At 60.2% G+C, this 22,012-nt stretch carries 16 protein-coding genes and 1 tRNA gene; 8 read left to right on the forward strand and 9 right to left on the reverse strand.

Features of this window, described 5'->3' with window-relative positions:
- Positions 1-35: 35 nt before the first annotated feature.
- Positions 36-3,533: a DNA-directed RNA polymerase subunit beta gene (rpoB, locus tag JSO19_RS02445; RefSeq protein WP_270912084.1), complete on the reverse strand. Its 3,498-nt coding sequence runs from the start codon at positions 3,531-3,533 to the stop codon at positions 36-38.
- A gap of 218 nt (positions 3,534-3,751) precedes the next feature.
- Here rpoB and JSO19_RS02450 point away from each other — a divergent pair, with 218 nt between their 5' ends.
- The 7 genes from JSO19_RS02450 (at position 3,752) to JSO19_RS02480 (ending at position 10,001) form a co-directional block, all read left to right on the forward strand.
- Positions 3,752-4,459 carry a phosphatase PAP2 family protein gene (locus tag JSO19_RS02450; protein ID WP_270909526.1) on the forward strand — a complete coding sequence of 236 codons (708 nt, stop codon included), beginning with the start codon at positions 3,752-3,754 and terminating at the stop codon, positions 4,457-4,459.
- 9 nt (positions 4,460-4,468) lie between these two features.
- Complete coding sequence (locus JSO19_RS02455) at positions 4,469-4,756, forward strand: glutaredoxin domain-containing protein (RefSeq protein WP_270909527.1); 288 nt, start codon at positions 4,469-4,471, stop codon at positions 4,754-4,756.
- A 12-nt stretch (positions 4,757-4,768) separates the two neighbouring features.
- The gene (locus JSO19_RS02460; RefSeq protein ID WP_270909528.1) at positions 4,769-5,614 is read left to right on the forward strand and encodes a spermidine synthase; all 846 of its coding nucleotides are present in this window, start codon (positions 4,769-4,771) and stop codon (positions 5,612-5,614) included.
- Complete coding sequence (locus tag JSO19_RS02465; RefSeq protein ID WP_270909529.1) at positions 5,611-6,084, forward strand: SprT-like domain-containing protein; 474 nt, start codon at positions 5,611-5,613, stop codon at positions 6,082-6,084. The genes JSO19_RS02460 and JSO19_RS02465 overlap by 4 nt, the downstream gene beginning before the upstream one ends.
- Before the next feature lie 71 nt (positions 6,085-6,155).
- Positions 6,156-7,100 (forward strand): nucleoside hydrolase, encoded by a 945-nt coding sequence (locus JSO19_RS02470; RefSeq protein ID WP_270909530.1) that lies wholly within the window; start codon positions 6,156-6,158, stop codon positions 7,098-7,100.
- A complete protein-coding gene (locus tag JSO19_RS02475) occupies positions 7,097-8,023 on the forward strand; it encodes a ribokinase (RefSeq protein WP_270909531.1) in 927 nt (308 codons plus the stop codon). The genes JSO19_RS02470 and JSO19_RS02475 overlap by 4 nt, the downstream gene beginning before the upstream one ends.
- Before the next feature lie 244 nt (positions 8,024-8,267).
- Positions 8,268-10,001, forward strand: a complete 1,734-nt coding sequence (locus tag JSO19_RS02480) for a 2-isopropylmalate synthase (RefSeq protein WP_270909532.1) — start codon at positions 8,268-8,270, stop codon at positions 9,999-10,001.
- Between the two features lie 71 nt (positions 10,002-10,072).
- On the opposite strand, the gene JSO19_RS02485 is transcribed toward JSO19_RS02480, so the two are convergent.
- From JSO19_RS02485 to JSO19_RS02505, 5 genes are all read right to left on the reverse strand, one after another.
- Positions 10,073-11,611, reverse strand: a complete 1,539-nt coding sequence (locus tag JSO19_RS02485) for a SpaH/EbpB family LPXTG-anchored major pilin (protein ID WP_270909533.1) — start codon at positions 11,609-11,611, stop codon at positions 10,073-10,075.
- A gap of 93 nt (positions 11,612-11,704) precedes the next feature.
- Positions 11,705-14,140 carry a SpaA isopeptide-forming pilin-related protein gene (locus tag JSO19_RS02490; protein WP_270909534.1) on the reverse strand — a complete coding sequence of 812 codons (2,436 nt, stop codon included), beginning with the start codon at positions 14,138-14,140 and terminating at the stop codon, positions 11,705-11,707.
- 230 nt (positions 14,141-14,370) lie between these two features.
- Entirely contained in the window at positions 14,371-15,579 is a 1,209-nt protein-coding gene (locus JSO19_RS02495) for a hypothetical protein (protein WP_270909535.1), read from the reverse strand.
- 171 nt (positions 15,580-15,750) lie between these two features.
- On the reverse strand, positions 15,751-17,007 hold the full coding sequence (locus JSO19_RS02500; protein WP_270909536.1) for a hypothetical protein: 1,257 nt from the start codon (positions 17,005-17,007) through the stop codon (positions 15,751-15,753).
- A gap of 228 nt (positions 17,008-17,235) precedes the next feature.
- A tRNA-Pro gene (locus JSO19_RS02505) sits at positions 17,236-17,312 on the reverse strand.
- Positions 17,313-17,438: 126 nt separating this feature from the next.
- On the opposite strand from JSO19_RS02505, the gene JSO19_RS02510 reads away from it, so the two are divergent.
- Positions 17,439-18,209 (forward strand): HAD-IIB family hydrolase, encoded by a 771-nt coding sequence (locus JSO19_RS02510; protein ID WP_270909537.1) that lies wholly within the window; start codon positions 17,439-17,441, stop codon positions 18,207-18,209.
- An 87-nt stretch (positions 18,210-18,296) separates the two neighbouring features.
- Here JSO19_RS02510 and JSO19_RS02515 read toward each other — a convergent pair whose 3' ends face one another.
- The 3 genes from JSO19_RS02515 to JSO19_RS02525 all read right to left on the reverse strand — a co-directional run bounded on the left by JSO19_RS02515 (position 18,297) and on the right by JSO19_RS02525 (position 21,924).
- On the reverse strand, positions 18,297-19,784 hold the full coding sequence (locus JSO19_RS02515; protein WP_270909538.1) for a malate:quinone oxidoreductase: 1,488 nt from the start codon (positions 19,782-19,784) through the stop codon (positions 18,297-18,299).
- Between the two features lie 53 nt (positions 19,785-19,837).
- Positions 19,838-21,175, reverse strand: coding sequence for a DNA repair protein RadA (gene radA, locus JSO19_RS02520; protein ID WP_270909539.1), 1,338 nt, complete (start codon positions 21,173-21,175; stop codon positions 19,838-19,840).
- 65 nt (positions 21,176-21,240) lie between these two features.
- Complete coding sequence (locus tag JSO19_RS02525; RefSeq protein ID WP_270909540.1) at positions 21,241-21,924, reverse strand: SOS response-associated peptidase; 684 nt, start codon at positions 21,922-21,924, stop codon at positions 21,241-21,243.
- Positions 21,925-22,012: the final 88 nt, after the last annotated feature.

The raw sequence follows: 22,012 nt of genomic DNA on the forward strand, positions 1-22,012 counted from the left end.
TCCTTGAAATTCTAAATTCTCTAGTGTGCGACCGTTTAGATTTCGTCAGCCGACGAAGCTTCAAAACGGGTTGAAAGGCTGATGCCGAGCTCTTCTGCGGCACGGTGTGCCTCATCGTCGTTGTCGCGCAGGCTGACGGCGTTACCGTCGGCACCAAGCACCTCAACGTTCAAGCAGAGCGACTGCATCTCTTTCATCAACACTCGGAACGATTCGGGAACGCCCGCCTCAGGAATGTTCTCGCCGCGAACGATGGCCTCGTAGACCTTCACACGACCGAGAATGTCATCAGACTTAACCGTGAGCAGCTCCTGCAGTGCGTATGCGGCACCGTAAGCCTCGAGTGCCCACACCTCCATCTCACCGAAGCGCTGGCCACCGAACTGTGCTTTACCACCGAGCGGCTGCTGCGTAATCATCGAGTACGGACCGGTTGAACGAGCGTGAATCTTGTCGTCGACCAAGTGGTGCAACTTCAGGATGTACATGTAGCCAACAGCAACCGGGTACGGGAAGGGCTCGCCTGAGCGACCGTCAAAGAGTCGCGCCTTGCCGCTCGAGTTCACCATGCGCTCACCATCGCGGGTAGGCAGGGTCGAGTCGAGCAAACCTGAGATCTCGGCCTCAGTCGCACCGTCGAACACGGGGGTCGCAACCTTCGTGTTGGGCGCAACATCGAGCGCGTCGTCAGCGAGGCGGCCAGCCCACTCGGGCGTTCCTTCGACCTTCCAGCCCTGCTTCGCGATCCAGCCAAGGTGAGTCTCGAGAACCTGACCGAAGTTCATTCGGCCCGGGATACCGAGGGGGTTCAGGATGACGTCAACGGGAGTACCGTCGGGCAGGAAGGGCATGTCTTCAACGGGAAGAATCTTCGAGATGACGCCCTTGTTACCGTGGCGGCCAGCGAGCTTGTCGCCCTCAGTGATCTTACGCTTCTGAGCGATGTAGACCACGACGCGCTGGTTGACGCCCGAGCCAAGCTCGTCGTCGTCGTTCTCTGCGTCAAAGACCTTCACCGAGATGACCGTACCTGAGACACCGTGAGGCACCTTGAGTGACGTGTCACGAACCTCACGGCTCTTCTCGTTGAAGATGGCGCGCAGGAGGCGCTCCTCAGCCGAGAGCTCGGTCTCGCCCTTCGGCGTGACCTTACCAACGAGAATGTCGCCGGGCTGAACCTCAGCGCCGATACGAATGATGCCACGCTCGTCGAGGTCCTTCAGGGCCTCCATCGATGCGTTCGGCAGGTCACGAGTGATCTCTTCTTTACCGAGCTTCGTGTCACGAGCATCAACGTCGTACTCTTCGATGTGAATCGATGAGAGCGTGTCGTCTTTCACGAGGTTCTGGCTGAGGATGATCGCATCCTCGAAGTTGTGGCCTTCCCACGGCATGAATGCCACGAGCAGGTTCTTACCGAGTGCGAGCTCGCCATTCTCGGTTGCTGGACCGTCGGCGAGAGCCTGGCCCTTCTCCACGCGCTCGCCAAGCTTGACGATCACACGGTGGTTATAGTTCGTTCCCTGGTTCGAGCGGTTGAACTTGCGCAGGTAGTACGTGCGTGAGCCAGCGTCGTCGTTCAGCACGGTCACGGCGTCAGCCGAAACCTCGGTGACAACACCGGGCTTCTCGGCGACAATCACGTCACCGGCATCGATCGCTGCGTAGCTCTCCATACCCGTACCGACGATCGGCGACTCTGAGCGCACGAGGGGAACGGCCTGTCGCTGCATGTTCGCGCCCATGAGGGCACGGTTCGCATCGTCATGCTCGAGGAAGGGAATGAGTGAGGTCGCAACCGACACCATCTGGCGCGGTGAAACGTCCATGTAGTCGACCTGGTCTGAATCAACGAGAACCACCTCAGAGCCACGGGGGCGTGCAAGCACCTGTGGCTCGGCGAAGTGACCGTCGTCGCTGAGTTCAGCACCGGCCTGAGCGATGAGGAACTCATCTTCTTCGTGCGCGGTGAGGTAATCAATCTGGTCGGTTGCCTTGCCGTTTTCAATGCGGCGGTACGGGGTCTCGATGAAACCAAATGAGTTGATGCGCGCGAACGTCGCGAGCGCACCGATAAGGCCAATGTTCGGGCCCTCAGGAGTCTCAATCGGGCACATACGGCCGTAGTGCGATGGGTGAACGTCACGAACTTCAACACCCGCACGGTCACGCGAGAGACCGCCAGGGCCGAGAGCCGAGAGACGGCGCTTGTTCGTCAGACCCGCGAGCGGGTTGTTCTGGTCCATGAACTGCGAGAGCTGCGAAGTACCGAAGAACTCCTTGATCGCAGCGAGCACAGGGCGCGTATTGATCAGGGTGTTCGGCGTGATCGCCTCGATGTCCTGGGTCGTCATGCGCTCGCGAACAACGCGCTCCATACGGCTAAGGCCGGTGCGCATCTGGTTCTGGATGAGCTCGCCAACCGCACGAATACGACGGTTACCGAAGTGGTCAATGTCATCGACGTCGAGACGGATGTCAACGACCTCGCCGTTACGGCTACCAGGAAGCGACTCGGTGCCTGCGTGCAGGCCTACGAGGTACTTGATCGTCGAGATAATGTCTTCGAGCGTAAGCACCGACTCAGTGATAGGCAGTTCAAGACCGAGCTTACGGTTGATCTTGTAGCGGCCGACCTTTGCCAGGTCGTAACGTTTGTCGTTAAAGAAGCTGTTGTCGAGCAACGCGCGGGCAGCCTCAATCGCAACCTGCTCGCCTGGGCGCTGCTTGCGGTAGATGTCCTTCAGAGCATCTTCCTGCGTCTCGATGTTGCCGTCCTTGGCAAGCGTGAGCTCGATCGACTCGTAACCCGCGAACTCCTCACGAATCTCGTCTTCGGTCATGCCGAGGGCCTTCAGGAAGACCGTTACCGACTGTTTGCGCTTGCGGTCAATGCGCACGCCAACCTGGTCGCGCTTGTCGATCTCGAACTCGAGCCATGCACCACGGCTCGGGATGACGCGCGCGGTAAAGAGGTCTTTATCGCTGTTCTTCTCTGGAGTGCGCTCGAAGTACACACCGGGGCTACGTACGAGCTGCGAAACAATGACGCGCTCGGTGCCGTTGATGATGAAGGTGCCCTTGTCGGTCATGATGGGGAAATCACCCATGTAGACCGTCTGGCTCTTCAGAACCTGCGTCTCGGTGTTGTAGAAGGCAGCCTCGACGTAGAGTGGCGCCGAATAGGTCTTACCCCGCTCCTTGCACTCGTCGATCGTGTACTTCTGCTCGTCGAGAATGGGGTTCTCGAATGAGAGCTGCATGGTGCCAGCAGCATCTTCAATCGGTGAGATCTCTTCAAAGATCTCTTCGAGCCCGTTCAGCGTTGCGACATCGTCGCGCCCCTCGGCTTGGGCCTCGGCAAGACGCTCTTTCCAAGCGTCGTTGCCGACAAGCCAGTCGAAGTTCTCAAGCTGGAGAGCCAGCAGGTTAGGAACCTCAATAGTGTCAGAAACCTTAGCGAACGAAACGCGTGAATTTTCACGCGAGTTCTTGGGTCGGTTTGTGGAAGATGCGTTGCGCGCAGCAGCCAAAAGAATAACCTCCGTGAGCCCCGTCGGGCTAAATTGTCCGGATATTGCGATGAGTGACTTCACTGGATGCAAAACGCACCTGAAAACGAGGTGCTGACCGACCGCAATATGAAGGCATAGCAAAACAGGAAGTGCAACTACCTAATGTACGCCAGTTTGCGCCGCTTGTCTAGCGGGTTTCCTGAGTGTTCGTTGCGCTTCCGGGTAGGGTGGCTCACATGAATTATAGCGCCCCACCCGACCACGAGACACCAAACCGTCAGATGCGAAGCTTGAGCGTGAAACCGTGGATCATCGGCGCGCTGCTCGTCGTTCCCGTCGCAGCGGCCCTCTGGTTTGCTTTTGGCTCGACCGCGCCTCTGCCCTTTGACGAGTGGTGGCACGAGAGAATCGCCGCGAAGCCGCACTCGGCAACCTTTAGCGTCGCGAACGTGCTGCACGTGTTCGGCAGCACCAAGAGCATGGCAGTCGTCGCCGCGGTGCTCACGATGCTCCTCATTGTCTTACGTCGATGGCGCGAAGCAGCCACTATTGCCACCACCATGATCGGCGTGCTCGTCATCGTCGTCACGCTGAAGTTCACCGTTGAGCGTCCACGCCCCGTGAACATGCTCGTCGAACAGGGCGGCACGTCTTTCCCCTCTGGCCACTCTCTGGCAGTCGCAGCGCTCTTCACGAGCATCACCTGCATCTTCGTCGTTCACAGCCGCAAAAAACGAACCTTTACGGTGCCGCTCGTGGTGACGATTGCCGCGGTCCCCCTCATGATGTGGAGCAGAACCGTGCTCAACGTGCACTGGCTCTCAGACACGCTCTGCGGGGCATTGTTTGGCATCGCGCTCGCGCTCGTCGTGGCGCGCGCCCTGCTACGGGTTCCTGAAGAGACCGTGTTAGCGCCCGGCGAACAGCCACGACAGATTGCCTAAGATATTCGTATGACTGCAGAATCAACCACCACCATGTTCGGCGCTGACTGGTGCGGCGACTGCCGAAGGGCGAAGCTCATGTTCGACCGTCTCGGGGTGCCATACACCTACATCGACCTCGTGAAAGACGAAGCCGCGGTCGAGGTCGCAAAAGACATCTCGGGTCGCACGAACATTCCTGTCATCGTGTACCCCGATCAGTCGTTTCAGGTCGAGCCTTCAAACGACGACATCACGGCGAAGGTCACCGAACTCGGGCTCGGCACGCAGCCAGGAGGGGCCGAGGCGCTCTCGTAGCACCTCGCACCCATGACCGCTGTTGAACGTCGCCTCGGCGACGGCAGTCTTGCCCGCATCGAACCAGATCCGTACGTTGCTGGTGCCATGCAGTTACTCCTTGACGGCACCCCGCAGTCGCACGTCAACCCAGACGCCCCGAGCGACCTCTTCTTCGAATATGTACGTCGTATGGGCCACGTCATTGACGCAGTGCGCGAGCCCGGGGCTCCCATCACCGCATTGCACCTGGGAGGCGGGGCCTTCACGCTCCCCCGGTATATCGAGGCGACGCGGCCTGGCTCACAGCAGCAGGTTATTGAGCTGAACGGCGACCTTATCGATTTCGTGCGCGAGCACCTTCCCCTGCCCCGCAGGGCAAGCCTCAGGGTGAGGCGAGGCGACGCGAGAGAGAAACTCTCGTCGTTGCCAAAGGGACTCCTCGGTGCTGTCGATGTCGTAGTGGTTGACGTCTTCAGCGGCGCCCAAACCCCCGCTCACCTGACGAGCACCGAGTTTTATCGAGAGCTCGAGCCTTTCCTCGCGCCCCAGGGTGTGGTGCTTGTCAACGCAGCCGACGGTCAATCACAGCGGTTCGCCCGCGCTCAGGCAGCAACACTCGAGAGCGTGTGGCAGAACGTTGTCGCTCTCGCCGAGCCGCAAGTGCTGAAAGGCCGCCGCTTCGGCAATGTGGTACTCGTCGCGGGACTCACCAATGCCTTCCCGCTGCACCGCCTCATGGCGGCAGGCCCGCACCCAGCGAAGCTCCTCGAGGGCGAAGACATGCAGCGCTATATCGCCGGCGCTCAACCGGTAACCGATACGACAGCTGAGGCCTCGCCGCCGCCACCTGACTCGCTGTTCGGTTCGAGCCGTTGACTGTCGACCGCCAGCGCGCAGCCGACATTGCGCGAGAACTCATCGCCGAGCACCTCGGCGACGGCTGGTCATTCGCCTTCGACACGGCAAAGCGTCGAGCCGGGGCATGCCACTACACGAAGCACTCAATCACGGTGTCACGATACTTCACCGAGCAAGCAACACAGGAAGAGTTCACCCAGGTTGTGCTGCACGAGATCGCTCATGCTCTCGCGGGGGCTGACGCCGGTCACGGACCAGAGTGGGCCGTGACCGCACGAGCACTTGGTTACTCGGGAGCACGAACCCTCGAAACCCCCTTCGCGCGCGAAAAAGCGGCATGGCTCGGCTCTTGCCCCGGCGGTCATGACCACTACCGGTACCGGCGGCCAACAAGACCCCTCTCATGCTCGCTGTGCTCGAAGCGCTTCGATAAGCGATTCCTCATCGAATGGACCTTTGTGCCACATTCTGCGCGTAAAACGCGCTGAGCTTCACTCTTCGGCACGTGCAATACACTGGTTTTTTACGAGCACACGAGAGAACCCAAGGAGCGCTTACCGTGGCACGACCAATCATCATCGACACCGACCCGGGCATCGACGACGCAGTCGCTATTTTCTTGGCAGCGGCAAGCCCCGAGGTAGACCTGCTCGGCATCATCTCTGTTGCAGGCAACGTTGGCCTGAAACACACCAGCGCGAATGCCGCGGCGCTCGCTGATCTGCTCCAGCTCGAGATTCCGCTCGGTAGGGGCGCAGACGGGCCACTCTGGCGGCGAGACACCAAGCCAGCTGACCACGTGCACGGAGCCAACGGACTTGGCGGCTACGCGCTACCCCAGTCAGATCGTGTCGCAGAGCCAGGGCTCGAACTCATGGCAAGGCTCATCGAAGAGAGCGAAGAGCCCGTCACGCTCATCGCAATCGGCCCGTTGACGAACGTCGCAGGACTCATCACCTTCTACCCCGAGACCGCACGCAAACTTGAACGCATCGTGCTCATGGGAGGCGGAACGCTCGAGCACATGGGCAACGTCACCCCAGCCGCCGAGTTCAACATTTACTACGACCCCGACGCCGCCGCACGCGTCTTTGACTCTGGTCTACCCATCACGATGGTCGGCCTCAATGTCACCAACACCGCGCTCGTCGGCCCTTCACACTTGCCCGGCCTCGCAGGGTCTGATGGCAAGGTCGCCGACATCACTCGTCACCTTCTTTCAAGCTACCGCAGCAAGGTTGAAGACAATGGCACGGCGCAGCACGACTCGGTCGCTGTCGCCTCGGTCATCGACCCCTCACTCATCGAGACGAAGTTGCTCCACGTCGACATTGACAACACGGGCAGGTTAACCGCGGGGCAAACCGTGGTCGATCACGAGGGCGGTTCGGGCATGACCCCCAACATCGATGTCGCCCTCTCGATTGATCTGGAGCGGTTCAGGTCGCTGCTCGACACCAGGCTCACGGCCCTCGATACACGCCTCAGAGGCGCGGCATCATGACTCAGCGAGTCGCGGTCGTTGGCAGCGCCAACGCCGACCTTGTCGTAGCCGTTGATCGGCGACCCGCCGGCGGTGAAACCCTCATGGGCGGCGAGCTCAGCATCATCCCCGGCGGCAAAGGCGCAAATCAGGCCGTCGCAGCCGGGCTTGCCGGTGCGGTAACGAGCTTCGTCGGGTGCGTTGGTAACGATGGGAACGGCGAAATTCTGCGAGCCTCGCTCACGCGAGCCGGCGTCAGCACTCGTTCATTGCACGCGACACAAAGCCCCACGGGCACGGCCATCATCTTCCTCACCCCAGACGGCGAGAACTCAATCGTCGTCTCGCCCGGAGCAAACCACGACCTCACCCGAGCGATCGCAGAGCGCGAGTCTGCCACCTGGCGCGAGGCAGCAGCCGTCGTATTGAGCCTCGAGATTCCGCTCGAGACCGTTCGCTTCGTGATCGCCGATGCCGCCGAGCACGGCACCCGCGTGATCGTGAACGCCGCCCCCGCAACCAGCCTCGGGCGCGGCGTGCTCGAGCACTGCGATCCGCTCATTGTCAACGAGCATGAAGCTCTCGAGGTGCTCGGCGCCACGGGTGATGACCCCGACGCGAGTGACTACCGTGCGCTCGCGACGCGCCTCCTCGGGGCTGGCGCACGCTCGGTCATCGTCACGCTCGGTTCAGAGGGCGCCCTCATTGCAACGGGGGCGGGCTGCGAGGCCCTGCCCGCCTTTTCCGTGCGGGCGACCGACACGACAGGTGCGGGCGACGCCTTCGTCGGCGCCGTCGCAGCTGAGCTCTCACGCGGATCTGACCTCAGCGAGGCGGTTCGTTTCGCGCAGGCCATGTCGGCGCTCTCGGTGCAGCGCCTCGGGGCGCAAACCTCATACGAGAATGAGCAGGCGGTTCGGGCTTTTCTCGCAGAAAACGCCTAACACTCCTTGCGACTTGTCTGAGGAGTTGCTAGGGTAATCGCATGCTTTCTGCAGTGCTTCTTCTTCGTCGCCACGACGGGGCCTAACCGACCGGCTCCCCGTCGTGGAGTCGAAGCATGCGTCGGTCACCCTACGCACACAGAAAGCACCGAGCATGAGCCATACGGCATTCGCACGATTCAATACTCCCTCAGGGCCAAGGCCCGAAAATGCACCCTTCTGGAACCGGCAACGGCACTCACAAATGCCATCGCACCGTTACCGCGACGTGTACGAGCGCGTTGCTGTCGGTCTCACCGACGCCGAACGAGAGTGGCCCACGAAGCGCCTCACGAAGGCACCGCTCTGGGTTCCTGTCGATCTGCGAGACGGCAACCAAGCGCTCGCTGAGCCCATGGACCCCGAGCGCAAGCGGCGCTTCTTCGAGCTCATGGTCGCGATGGGCTACACCGAGATCGAGGTCGGCTACCCCTCAGCGTCGCAAACCGACTACGACTTCGTGCGGCTCCTCGCCGAGGGAACCCTCGCGCCAGAAGACGTGACCCTCGTGGTCTTCACGCCGGCACGCCGTGACCTCATCGAACGCACCGTCGAATCGATCAGAGATATTCGAAACCCCGTCGTCATTCACATGTACACGGCGACGGCCCCAACCTGGCGCGATATGGTCTTGCGCCAGGAGCCCGCAGAGCTCAAAGAACTCATCTTGCGCGGCGCAACCGACATTCTCGAGCTCGCAGGGCACCTGCCCAACGTGCGCTTCCAGTTCTCGCCCGAAGTCTTCAACCTCACCGAACCCGACTACGTCATCGACATTTGTGACAGCGTCACCGAACTCTGGCAGGCTACCCCCGAACGCCCTGTCGTGTTGAATCTGCCGGCGACCGTCGAGGTGGCGACCCCGAACGTGTACGCCGACCAGATCGAGTACATGCACAAGCGGCTCGCCAGGCGCGACAGCGTGATCCTCTCGGTACACCCACACAACGATCGCGGCACGGGCATCGCCTGCGCCGAACTCGCCGTGCTCGCCGGGGCTGACCGCGTCGAGGGCTGCATCTTCGGCAACGGCGAGCGCACGGGCAACGTCGACATCGCGACACTCGCGCTCAACCTGCACGCACAGGGTATCGACCCTATGATCGATTTCTCTGACATCGACGAGATTCGCCGCACGGTCGAGTACTGCAACCGCATCACGGTGCCAGAGCGCCACCCCTACGTAGGCGACCTCGTGCACACGGCATTCAGCGGCACACACCAAGACGCGATCAACAAGGGCTTCGCCGAGCACCGGGAACGAGCGGCTCGACTCGGGATTCCCGTGAATGAAGCCGCGTGGCGCGTGCCCTATCTGCCGGTCGACCCTGCAGACCTTGGCCGCAACTACGACGCGGTGATCAGGGTCAACTCGCAATCGGGCAAAGGCGGTATCGCCTACCTGCTCGCGACTGAGTACGGAATCGAGCTGCCGCGCCGAGCTCAAATCGATTTTGCGCGCCGGGTTCAGCATCACACCGATACCTCGGGGGCCGAGATCACCGCTCACGAGATCTGGCGCGTATTTCGCGAGAGCTACTGTGCTCCAGAGCGGATCGAACAGCCGTTCTCACTCACGAATTACGCCACCTCTGGCGTTGGAACCGAGCTGAGCACCTCGATCGAAATCACGACGCCAGAAGGCCACTCGCGCTCATCAGAGCATGTCGGAACCGGCCCCGTCGAAGCACTCACCGCGGCGCTCGCTGCAGAGGGGGTCGAAATCGAGATTCTCGAGTTGCACCAGACGAGCCTCACCGAGGGCAACGACAGCGAGGCGCTCACACTCATCGAGTACCGGGTCGGCGCCGAAACCGCGTGGGCGGCTGGCATCGCTTCATCGGTACTCACCGCATCGCTCGAGGCGCTCATCGCAGCAGCAAATGCCGCGATCAGCAGGCAGCAGGTCGCCGAGCGCGACCTTGAGCACGTGGGCTAGGCGAACCAACAAAGAAAGGGGTGGCGGTCACCGTTCGTGACCGCCACCCCTCGTGCGCTACAACGCCGTCGCTATGCGCGCTTGCGTCGGTTGAACACGACAGTTCCCGCCGCAACCGCGACGAGCGCAAGGCCGGCAACAATCATGAGCACCTGGCCGGCCGAACCGGTGAGTGGCAGCTCAGGAACTCGCTGCTGCTTGTTCGTGATCTCCTTCGAGATCTCGGTAACCTCGCCCGGATTCACGATGACCTCGGTCTTCGCCGCATCGCCGGTGGGCAACACGAAGCCGTTTGGCGCCCGGGTCTCGATAAGCACGTAGCAGCGAGCACTGAGACCGTTGGTCATCTGCCCGCCGTTCAGCTCGTCGTCGCCGATCCACAGCCCATCAATCAGAATGCTGCCGTCGCTTCCCGACTCGACGATGAATTCGCTGCCGTCGGCGTTCTTGACCTGCTCGAGCCCCTCATCCAGCTTGCAGCCAGAGGCCTTCTCGCTGATGTAGAGCGTAAACTGAGCGCCCTGCAGGCCTTTGCCGGTGGTCTCTACATCAACCTTCTTCATCGAAACTCCACCCCAGCGAGTCCATACCTCGTTCGTCGGGGTGCCGGGGTTGTTGTCGCCATCAAGGTCGAGGTCGTTCACGTTGACGATCGCCTTGTTCGGCATGTTGCCATCGCCGAGCGTGGTGAGCGTCGCCATGAAATCGACCTTCAGAACGTCGCCCACCGTCAGGTCGGCAAGGGCCGTGCCACTCAGCTCAACGGTGAGCGTCGAGCGTTCGGGAGTTCCACCCTTCGTCCACACAGCCGTGTAATCGTCGCCAAGGGTCAGTGGTGCACCGTTGAGCGTCACAAGGGGCAGCTCTGAGCCGGTGAGGCGCTCGTCAAGCGTGTCAGTGACGATGAACTTCGTGTAGGTGTCGCCGGTCACGGCGGGTGCCTTCTGCGAGATCGTGTAGTTGATCTTCGAGCCCAGCACGTAGCCGTTGGTCGGCTGGTTCTGGATGGTCTTGACGGGCGTATCGCCCACGTCGTTCTTCGGGTACACGTTAACGTTGTAGACCCAGGTTCCGTCGCCCTCGCCAACGTTCACGCCGGGGGTAGGAACGGTGACGACGAACGGCTCGGACTTCTTTGTCACGTGCGCCGGAACCGTCTTCTCTCGAATGAGGTACGCGCCGAGAGCAATCGATCCGGTCTCGGTCACGCCGTTCACGGTCGGGTCCATGACGGTACAGCCGGTGAGGGTGAGGTTTCCAAGCGCGGTACCGGTGCGAGCCCCGACAAGGTCATCGGCGGTTAGCCCGCGCAGCGTGTCCCAGCCAATATTTGCGCCACTCAGCAGGTCAATGCCGTCAATCTTGCAGTATTCAAAGACAACATCATCGATCGGCTTCGAGTCAGGCCTCGTACCGTTACCATCTGGGTTCATTTGGCCTTCGCCCGGGGCCTCAAACTTGTTAATGGTGATCGAGCCGGTGCGAGTGGTGTCGATCTCTTCTGCGTGAGCGGTGCTCGCGCCGACAAAGAGACCAAGCGCGCCGACGGCCATCACCGCTGTCGCGGCTATGCCACGCCGCACCGCTCGGGGTTTCGTGTGAGTGTTCATATCGATTCCTTTCTGGAAAATCGGTAGAGGTGTGTTGAGCGCTACCCTCGCGAAGCGGTAGCCCAGGTCGTGCTGCTGAGTGAGAGATGAAAGTTATGTAAGTCGGCGTGCGCGGATCGTGCGCACGGCAAAGAACAGCGTGAACGCGAGCAAGAGGCCGCCAACGATGACGAAGATGAGGGTTCCGAGGCCGCCCGTGAGCGGAAGAACCGGCACCTCGACCTGGCGATTTTCAATCTCGCCGAGGTCAACAGCGGTATCGCCAGCGATCGTCACGAGAATCGGGGCCGTGAGCTTTTGGTACCCTGCCGGCGCTTTCGTTTCAATGAGGTGGTACTTCCCGGGGGCAACGCTCGCGAGCGTAAACACCCCACCCTCTGGGCTCTGGTCGATGCCCTCGCAGTCTCCCGCGCTGTCAGCAACGCAGTCGGTCACGTCGATGGGTTCGGCACCCGTAATGGGCTCCTCGTTCTCATCGACCGGCACGAGCTGCCACTCGGCACCCTTCAGCCGTTCACCCTTAGGATCAACCTTTTGCCAGGTGAGCCCCACTCCCGCCTTGTAGTTCGAGACGTTGCCAAGCTCGTGGACCCACTCGTCGACATTAAGGTCACCAGAACCGAGCGTAAACCGAATCGGCTCTGATGCCACAACGTAGCCGTCTGGCGCCTTCGTTTCGGTGAGCTCGTACGTGCCCCACGGAATACCCTTCAGCGAGAACTGACCCGCCGCTGGGTCACGGTCTTCACCACAGTTAGCCGCGTCGGAGCAGTCGGTGATGACCTTGGGCCAGTCGCCGGCAGGCATTGCTGCACCCTCTTCGAGCACGGGGCGCAGCTTCCACTCGCTGCCTGTAAGTAACTTGGTCGGATCGAGCCCGTCAACTTTCTTCCACGACAGGTCAGGGGTGAGTTGCAGGCCAACCTTCGACGCTTCTGATGGCAGCATCGCTGTGCCGTTCGAGGCCCGCAGCGCTGCAAAGGCGACGTTGTTCCAGGCGGTGCCCGTCAAGTCACCGTCCTCGCCAGCGACCGCCGGAAAAAGCCCGGTGAACGTGTCTCCCGGCTTCCAAACCCGATCGCCGAAATCGAGGCGGATCGCGGTGACATCGGCCCAATCAGCGGGTGCCCCGGTGAACCAGTCGTCAGAGCAGCCGGCTGGCGCGCTTGCGCGCGATCCGCCGCCCTGCCCCGCTAATTCGCCACGGCATGGCTCATCCTGCGTCGAATACTGCACCACGGTGTCCGCGGGAAGGCCCGTCACCGGGCCCGTCATGAAGACGTCAAAGGCCGAATCGCGTGCGCCAGCGCCCGGTTTCACACCGTTGTCACCGACCCGCGGCAGCAGGTCGTAGAGCACAACCCCGCGCATGTCGACGTTGCCCGTGTTCTTGAGCGGAATGCGGTACTCGGCCTGACCAGCACGGTCGGTCGAACCGATGTGCGGCGAGAAGACAAAGTCGCTATCAAGCGTGCCCTTCACCTGTTTATTCGCGGCCATGCCTGGCCCGTCGACGATCGAGTACGTTTTTCCAGTACGACACCCGGTATGAGCGTCGGGCCCCTGAACTGCGTTGTCGAACTCAAGGTCGCCCCAGGTGGTGGTGGGCGTCAGCTTTTCTGGGTCAGCGTATTTACCGGGACTCGCACACACGAGATACGAGTGCTCGGCCTGGGCAGCTTGCACGAGCAGGTAATTCTGTCCCGTCGATCTCGGCGAGTTTTCTTTCACTCTCGCGTCGAAACCGATCGTAATCTCTTGCGTGAGTTCCAAGCCACCGTCAGCCGGGGCATCGGGAAAATCGATAACAATCTTGGTTCGAGCGGCACCATCAATTGTCACCTCATCGAGCGTCAACCGCGGTTCACCGAGGCGGGCTATCACTTGAGCAGCCGTGTCGCTACCTTCACCCGAAAGCGCGAGGTACACGGGGTGCTCGGGGTCTTTCGGATCAAAAACGAGGTTCTCTGGCAAGATTTCTGTCACCTTTGGAGTGAAGAACCATTGATCGTATTTTGGCTCATCGGTCCACCCGTCGCGTTGCGTTACCACATCAATGCGCACGGGCTCCCCCGGGGTAAAGAAAGGAGAGGCTGAACTGCCCCCCTCGCCCACACGGTCGGGGTTATACATACGTTTCTCGGCGTAGACGTTAATGACGTCACGCGCGACCCGCACATACCCGCAGCGCCCCTCGTGATTCGAATCGACGAGTGAACCGTTGCGAGTAGCCGACCCACCGTTCCAAATAATCGTGTTGTCGTACGTGCAGTTTTCAACGGTGACCCACAATGGATGTTCAGAGGATGGAGTAACTCCGCGCACCGGAGTGCCCTGAGTCGTTGGCCCGCCCGGCGGGTTACCCGTTGTCAAGAAGTGCGGCTGATACTCACCGTCAGCGACCGCCTGGGAATTATCGATAGGGAGCCTGTCGCTCACTGTGCCGAAGAGGAATAATTTGCCTGCAGAGCCCGCTTTGACAGGGTTGTCATCAAGCCAGAACTTCGTGATCCATTCACCGTCTCCCATCGCAATATCGTCTTCACTGGTTAGTCCCTCGCAGAACCGAACATGCGTGTCGCCGACATTCGAGCCAGACGGAATCGTGCAGACACCGGTTCTCGAGGCGTTGGTAATCCAGTGGACTTGGAGCTCTGACATGTTGCCGTTTGCACCAAAAGAGATGTCGGTGAAGGCCGGTGTGGCGCAATCGGTATCATCAGCGCTTTCGGGCGAAGTCCAGCGACACGGCAACACGTCTACGAGCGACCATGTGCCTGATGCATTACCGGTGCCTTGATTGAAAATTGGTTGAGGTAACCCCGAACCGCATCAGACTTGCTCGTGTGTTGCCCACGAGTAAACTGCCAGCCCTGCCCATTCGAGCCGGCGTATGATTTACCCTTTTGCAACGTAAACTCACCATCTGCACCAATTTGCAGATAGTGGGATGTTGCCGCATCGTCGGTAAGCTCATGGTCTTCGTCACCCCATGCGTTCGCTTGAGCAGTGACGGTGTTCGTCTGCAGCTCATGGTTATTCACTGCGTCAGTGAACCGTTCGGCAGGAAAGCGAACGGTAACAAACATTTCCTGACCAAATGTGGTTGCGTCACAGAGCAAAACTCCGTCGATCATTTTCACTGAATCGCCGAGATTCCACGTCACCGTGTTGGTCGATTCATCGTATTCTCCGCCGAGATTAGCTGAAACGAAATCAACACCCTCAGGCAGGTGATCGGTAACGACGAGGTTCTGCATCGCCCAGATACCGTCCTCGCCACACATGTTCGAATAATGGCCAAATTGTCCAGTCGAACTCCATTGGCGAGCATATCCTGCTCGAACCTTGTAAGTGACCTCATTCCCGACATAGGGATCTTCTGTTTCTACACCGCCTTCTCGCTGCTTGGAGACCTTCAACTCGGCGTCAGAAAGAATCGTGACCGGCTGCGACACCGCATGACTGTTCCCAAGGTTTGATGAGCTAATCGAAATCTCGGGAGTGACCGTTGTCCCATCGGGGGTACTGTAGTTTGAGGTTTTGAGCTCAAACCAAACTGTCTGAGTTCCACCAGTCGTAAGGTTGGCCGGCAGGTTCCAAACAATCACCCGGCTTGAACCAGTGCCTTCAACATGGCCAGGATAGCTATCACCGACGGCACCGCTAATCGCCCCTACCCCGAGCTCGAAATTACCCGGCATCCCCTGCGGAACGGGAACTTCGATTCGGCCGTTGCTACAGGTCGCAGTATTTTGATCACCGCATTCCCAGTTCGCCGTGAAAAGAATCGTTTCGCCCGAAAGTACCGAGGCCTCGGGCTCAAGAAAGACCACAGACACACCGTTCGCAGCCGAAGTAGCTGGCACCCCTACCCCGAGTACGAGCAGAACCGTAGCGAGCAGCATACCGACGATACGAGCGATTCGCCCTTTGAAGGTCTGTGACCTGTGTTGCACCGTCTTCACGGCTTCCCCCTATTTTGACGGTCGCCGTGCAGAAACCCTACGCTCAGGTGAAGCACCCTGAGTGAAGAGTTTCAGCGATCACACGTTGACCGTTTTCCAATCCCTAATGCTGATTTTGCACCCGTCGGGGGAAAAAGAAAAGCCAAAAACCGATATTTCTTAATTTTCGGCTCAATTATTTACTTTTGAAAAAAGGTCCTCGCGCTTTGGATGGGGCCCGCTCGCAGATTCAGAGGGATAACGCTGTTGTAACCGTTTACGGCGCTGAAGCGCGAAAGATCCGCCAATCACAGCTGATCCGCTTACAAGCGCCAAAACTCCGAGCGTCAGAAGCTGTGGTGAGCCGTTTGAGCCGGTTGCGCTCAACCGAGTGTCCAACGGTGGCTTATTCGCCACTGGCACTTTCGTCCCGGGATTAGGTGTGACACCAGGGTTCTCCGATGGGTCAGGATCAGGGTCAGGTTTCGGTTCAGGCTCTGCCCCGGGCCCTGGTGGGAGACATTGAACATCATCGTCAATCGAGATGGTGACGTTTTGCCTTGCTTCTTCCATAAAGACGGTCGAAAGGCTGACTTCGTACTCTCCTTGCAACCCATACGAGAGGGCGGCAGAGATCCTATACTCACCAGCCTCAAGCGTGGAAAGATCGACAACGATTTCTTCGCCCTCAAACGACCCCGTTGAGTCAAAAGCGAGTTTTTCACTGCTGCTTCCCTCTTCGAGGCGTTGCACGCTCAACTCCTCAAGGGCGAGCCCCGCATCGAGAGCCAAGCTCGAAACGCCAAAATTTACTGGTTTTTCAATGCGATCGCACCGATACGCATAACTCACTGGGCGCTGTTCATCGTGCACCCATCCCGGTAGATCCCAATCAGGAAATTCAATTTCAGAAGCATGAACGTCATCAGTGCTACGCCCTAGCTCATACACTCGGGCGTTGTTCAACCATGCCTGGCAGGTCTGCCATGCCTGAACATCGATGGTCAATGCAAAAGGGTTGTTCGGGTCATAGTCATCAAACGCATCCGGAGTATGCACGCTGATCGGCCAGTACCCTTTGTCGGGGCTCGCGTCGTCTGGTTGCGGCAAGATCGTCTGGAGCACAGTATTTTTGCCCGCTACAACTGGGTGGTTTTGCCAAGCGATGCCCGCCTCAGTAGAAGCTGACTGCTTCTCACCGTTCTCGTTGGTGACGGTAAATTCGCTACCGCCCAGGGGATGTGGATCGAGAAAACCCCATTTGCCGTAGAACTGGTAGTTGAAAATCGAGAGTTCACTGGGCCCTTCAGGAACTGTTATGTCAAATGCGACCACGGTTGTATCGGTACATTCAGGGTCAACAACTCCCACCGCGTTTGCTGCTGTAGCAAACGCCATGACTGTCGAAAGCCCTACAAAGGCCGCCCCTACACAAGCGCTCTTTTTCATGCCCCACCACAGTTTCTTTCTTCAGCAGTCGTCGCCGAGCATGGCGAAACCGACTGCTGGAAGAAAATTGGCTTTAGTATACATCTCCTGTCGTTCGGGCAAAAGGAGTGCTGTTTAACCAGGCCGGTTGCTTCGGCGGGGGCGCGATACTGTCTACATTCAACTGCCCTGTTGAAAACAAGTAAGCCCCTCAACCCGCCGGTGTTAAAACGAAAGTTGAGGGGCTAATGGTCGGGATGACAGGATTTGAACCTGCGACCCCGTCGTCCCGAACGACGTGCGCTACCAAACTGCGCCACATCCCGATGGCTCGATGAGCCACGAACCATACTACTCCTGCATCGCCCGAGACAAAAATCAGAGTGCGGTGCGCGCGCCCGATGGCTCGGTTCGAGAGGGCTACCAGGGGTCGCTGTGGGAGAATGGGACGCATGACGAACCTTGATTTTCGCCTGTTGGCGTTTGACCTTGACGACACGCTCGCCCCCTCGAAGTCACGGGCGCCCGAGGCGATCGTGCAAGAACTTACGCGGCTGCTCAAGGTCACCCCCATCGCAGTGATTTCGGGAGGGAACTTTGAGCAGTTCTCGACGCAGCTCATTGATCCGCTGCGGGAGCACCTTGCGAAAGCGGACGCGCTCGACCTGCTCGGCGAACTTCACCTCTTGCCCACCTGCGGCACGCGCTACTACCTGCACGACGGAGCTGCGTGGCGGGCGAAGTACGAAGAGAACCTGCCGTTTGCCGATCGCGCGCTCGCGGCGCAGACGCTCGAGGCTGAGGCGAAGCGTCTCGGGCTCTGGGAGGCCCTCGTGTGGGGCAACATCATCGAAGATCGCGGCTCACAGATCACGTTTTCGGCGCTCGGGCAGCGCGCCCCGGTTGAGGCGAAAGAGCTGTGGGACCAGTCTGGCGCCAAGAAGAATGCGCTGCGAGAGGCCGTCGCGGCGAAGCTTCCCCACCTTGAAGTTCGAAGCGGCGGATCAACGTCAGTCGACATCACGCTCAAGGGCATCGACAAGGCCTACGGCATGCAGAAGCTTTCAGAGCAGACCGGCATCGCGCTGAGCGACATGCTGTTCGTTGGCGACAGGCTAGACCCTGACGGTAACGATTACCCCGTGAAGCAGCTCGGTGTTCGCTGCCACGAGGTCACCGGCTGGCAGGACACCGCCGCTTTCTTGGCGACGCTCGCTGGCTAACCGCGAGTCACCGTAGATACGGCTGAGGCCCCCGCTCCGTGTGGAGTCGGGGGCCTCAGCCGTATTAGCGAGAGGTTATTACTTCGCTTAGGCCTCGTTGTTCATGAGGCCGAGGGTCTTGGCGGTCGCAGCGAGCGATTGCATCGCGACATCGGCATTTGCGTTGATGTCTTTGCCGTATGAAGGAATCTGCTTGACGATCTTTGCCTTCCACTCTGATTCAAACTTTTCAGGGAAGCACTTGCTCATGACGTCGAGCATCGCGTACACAGCGGTCGATGCGCCGGGCGATGCGCCGAGCAGGCCTGCGATGGTGCCCTCGCCACCGGTGACGATCTCGGTGCCGAACTGCAGCACGCCGCCCTTTTTCTTGTCTTTCTTCATGACCTGCACGCGCTGGCCGGCTGTGATGAGGCGCCAGTCTTCTGACTTCGCAGCTGGCAGGTACTCGCGCAGTGCCTCGAGGCGCTTGTTGCGGCTCGCCATGAGCTCGGTGAGCAGGTACTTCACGAGCGAGAGCTCGCTGAGCCCGACGCGAATCATGGGCCAGATGTTGTGCATGCGAATTGAGCCTGGCAGGTCAAACCACGAGCTCTTCTTGAGGAACTTCGGGGTGAAGCCGGCGTAGGGGCCGAACAGCAGTGACTCTTGACCGTCGACGATGCGGGCGTCGAGGTGAGGAACAGACATGGGGGGTGCGCCAACCGCGGCTTTACCGTAGACCTTGGCGCGGTGCTGCGAGACGACCTCGGGGTTGTCGCAACGGAAAAACTCGCCGCTGATCGGGAAACCGCCGAAGCCCTTGATCTCGGGAATCTTTGAGCTCTGCAGCAGCTGCAGTGCGCCGCCGCCGGCACCGACGAAGACGAACTTCGCGTCGATGGTGCTCGAGATGTCGGTGTTGTGGTCGCGATAGAACACGCGCCAGGTGCCGTCGCTCTGACGCTTGACCTTCTTGACCTGGGTGTTCATGTTGACCCCGACGCCCTGAGACTCGAGGTTGTTGGTGAGCTGTCGTGTGACCGAACCGAAATCGACGTCAGTGCCGTGAATTGAGCGGGTAGCGGCTACCGCTTCGCCCTTCTTGCGGCGGTCGATGATGAGGGGTGCCCACTCGGCGATCTTCTCTGGATCGTCGGTGAATTCCATCTCTTTGAAGAGTGGTTCTTGCTTGAGCGTCTCGTAGCGGCGACGCAGGTAGTCAACGTTCTTTTCGCCCTGAACAAACGTCATGTGCGGCGTTGCGTTGATGAACGACGTTGGTTCGCCGAGTACACCGTCTTCAACGAGCGATGCCCACCACTCGCGGCTGAGCTGAAACTGCTCATTGATCGTGACTGCCTTGGCTGATGAGAGCGAGCCGTCTTTGCCCTCGGGCATATAGTTCAGCTCACAGAGCGCTGAGTGCCCGGTACCCGCGTTGTTCCACGCGTTTGAGCTCTCGGTGGCGAGGCCGCCGAAGCGCTCGAAGAGCGTGATCGACCAGTCTGGCTGCACCTGTTTGAGCAGGGTTCCGAGCGTGGCGCTCATGATTCCGCCACCAATAAGTACGACATCTACGGTTTTGTTAGTCACGATGTTCAAGTGTACTCCTCCTTGATGATTCGTGTGTAAAGCGGTGCTCAGCGTCAACCCACAGACGTTGAGAGTCTTGCGGTATGCTGTGCTGCCTGCCGCAGTGAGCCCGTCGCGTCATCAATAATGTGCTGATAGCCGAGCCTCGTGGCCTCTGCCCTACGCTGCTGACCGGCCTGAACTGGCCTAATTTCGCCGGCAAGACTGATTTCGCCGAAGGCAACAACGCCTGGGTGCAGTGCCCGGTCTTTGGCCGACGAGAGAATTGCGAGTGCGATCGCGAGGTCGGTGCCGGGCTCGGCGAGCTTCACCCCGCCGACCGTTGAGACGTACACGTCATGGTCTGAGAGCTTCTGCCCACAACGCTTTTCGATGACCGCGAGAATCATTGCGACGCGAGAGGAGTCAACGCCACTCGTGACTCGGCGAGGGTTCGGCGCCGCCGAGGGCGAGACGAGTGCCTGAACTTCAACGGGCAGTGGCCTACGCCCTTCCATCGCGATGGTCGTGCACACCCCGCTCACGCTCTCTCGGTTTCGGCTCAGGAAGAGCCCACTCGGGTCGGGAACCTGCTCGATGCCTTCACCGTGCATCTGGAAGCAGCCGACCTCGTCGGTTGGGCCGAAGCGATTTTTCAACGTTCGCAAGAAACGCAACGCCGAGTCTCGATCCCCTTCGAAGTGACACACCACGTCAACGAGGTGTTCAAGCAGCCTCGGCCCGGCAACCATGCCGTCTTTCGTCACGTGGCCCACGAGCACGACAGGAATCTCTCGCTCTTTTGCCACCCGAATGAGCGTGGCCGCGACCTCACGCACCTGGGCAGGCCCGCCGGCAATGCCCTGCGCGGCCTCGGTTTGCATGGTTTGCACCGAGTCGATGATGACGAGATCAGGATTGACCTCTTCAATTTGGCCGAGCACAACGGCAAGGTCGGTTTCAGCGGCGAGAAAGAGGGTCTCTTCAAGCGCACCGGTTCGCTCGGCGCGCATGCGCACCTGCCCCGTCGACTCTTCGCCGCTCGAGTACAGCACTCGGTCACCCCGCCTCGCCGCTTCAGCGGCTGCACTCAGCAGTAGCGTCGATTTGCCAACCCCTGGCTCGCCTGAAAAGAGAATCGCAGCTCCCGGCACGATGCCGCCGCCGAGCACGCGGTCAAGCTCAGAAATGCCGGTCGGCCGGTGCTTAACGGTGTCGCCAGAGAGCTTCGTAATCGCCACCGCGCTACGGCCTTCTGGGGGCCTCACCGCACGGGTGTTCTTGCCAATACCACCGGCAGGAGCCCCTCGTTCAATGACCGTGCCCCACTGCTGACACTCGCCGCAGCGCCCCACCCATTTGGGGGCACGCCAGCCACACTCGGTGCATTCGAAGCCGCTTGATTTTGCCATAGTGCGAGCATACTGGCAGCCACTGACACGGCGGCTCCGAGGCTGTCGAGCGGCCCGAATGAGCACTACACGGGATCGGTGAGGTGCGGCCCGTCACCCTTCAGCGGGGCAACCTCGTCGATGCGCAGTTGCCGGGCAATGCGCCGACCGCCCTCACGAACCATCTCGAGGAGCGGGCCGGCACCCGGGTTGGCGGGGTCGATCCACGCGTCAATGTGGGCTTCTTCAATGAACACGGGTATGCGGTCGTGCAGCGCGCTCACCGGCCCCTCGGCTTCGTCGGTGAGCACCGCCGCGGTGAGGTGCCATGCTTCGGGGCCCTCAGCTTCTGGATCACGCCACCACCCGTATAACCCGGCCACGAGCATCGGTTGATGAGGGGCCTGAATATAGTGCGGGATTCGCTTGCCCTGTGATCCGCTCCACTCATAAAACCCGTTCATGATCACGACGCAACGCCTCGAACGCAGCGGATCTTGCCACGTGGCCTTCGTCGCCGCCGTCTCGGCCCTCGCGTTGAACGTCGGGAACGAGGTTTGCAGGGTCGGCGACCAGGGTGGCGTCAACGACCAGCGCGCAAGCTCGACTCGGCGTTGGCCAGGCTGCTTATGGCTCATCACGAGAATGGGCAGGTGCTGGGTCGGCGCAAGGTTCCACGATGAGTCGCCGAGCGCGGGCGAAAGCACGGCGCCGGGAAAAGTCTCGGCGAATTGTTGCTCTGAAATGTCGACAACGCAGCGACCGCACATATGACGCTACCCCCGCCTGGTTTCTGGCTGCTGCCGAGCGCTCTTCACGGTGACCCCTTCTGTTCTCGGGCACCAGTGTCTCACGAGA

This window comes from Leucobacter sp. UCMA 4100 (genome assembly GCF_027853335.1).
Taxonomy (GTDB): Bacteria; Actinomycetota; Actinomycetes; order Actinomycetales; family Microbacteriaceae; genus Leucobacter_A.

Excerpts from the sequence above, each read along its gene's own strand:
- JSO19_RS02485 (WP_270909533.1), bottom strand. The coding sequence starts at position 11,611 with ATGAACACTCACACGAAACCCCGAGCGGTGCGGCGTGGCATAGCCGCG.
- JSO19_RS02490 (WP_270909534.1), bottom strand. The coding sequence starts at position 14,140 with ATGGGAGACGGTGAATGGATCACGAAGTTCTGGCTTGATGACAACCCT.
- JSO19_RS02510 (WP_270909537.1), top strand. The coding sequence starts at position 17,439 with ATGACGAACCTTGATTTTCGCCTGTTGGCGTTTGACCTTGACGACACG.
- JSO19_RS02460 (WP_270909528.1), top strand. The coding sequence starts at position 4,769 with ATGACCGCTGTTGAACGTCGCCTCGGCGACGGCAGTCTTGCCCGCATC.
- JSO19_RS02450 (WP_270909526.1), top strand. The coding sequence starts at position 3,752 with ATGAATTATAGCGCCCCACCCGACCACGAGACACCAAACCGTCAGATG.
- radA (WP_270909539.1), bottom strand. The coding sequence starts at position 21,175 with ATGGCAAAATCAAGCGGCTTCGAATGCACCGAGTGTGGCTGGCGTGCC.
- JSO19_RS02480 (WP_270909532.1), top strand. The coding sequence starts at position 8,268 with ATGCCATCGCACCGTTACCGCGACGTGTACGAGCGCGTTGCTGTCGGT.
- JSO19_RS02525 (WP_270909540.1), bottom strand. The coding sequence starts at position 21,924 with ATGTGCGGTCGCTGCGTTGTCGACATTTCAGAGCAACAATTCGCCGAG.
- JSO19_RS02455 (WP_270909527.1), top strand. The coding sequence starts at position 4,469 with ATGACTGCAGAATCAACCACCACCATGTTCGGCGCTGACTGGTGCGGC.
- JSO19_RS02475 (WP_270909531.1), top strand. The coding sequence starts at position 7,097 with ATGACTCAGCGAGTCGCGGTCGTTGGCAGCGCCAACGCCGACCTTGTC.
- JSO19_RS02500 (WP_270909536.1), bottom strand. The coding sequence starts at position 17,007 with ATGAAAAAGAGCGCTTGTGTAGGGGCGGCCTTTGTAGGGCTTTCGACA.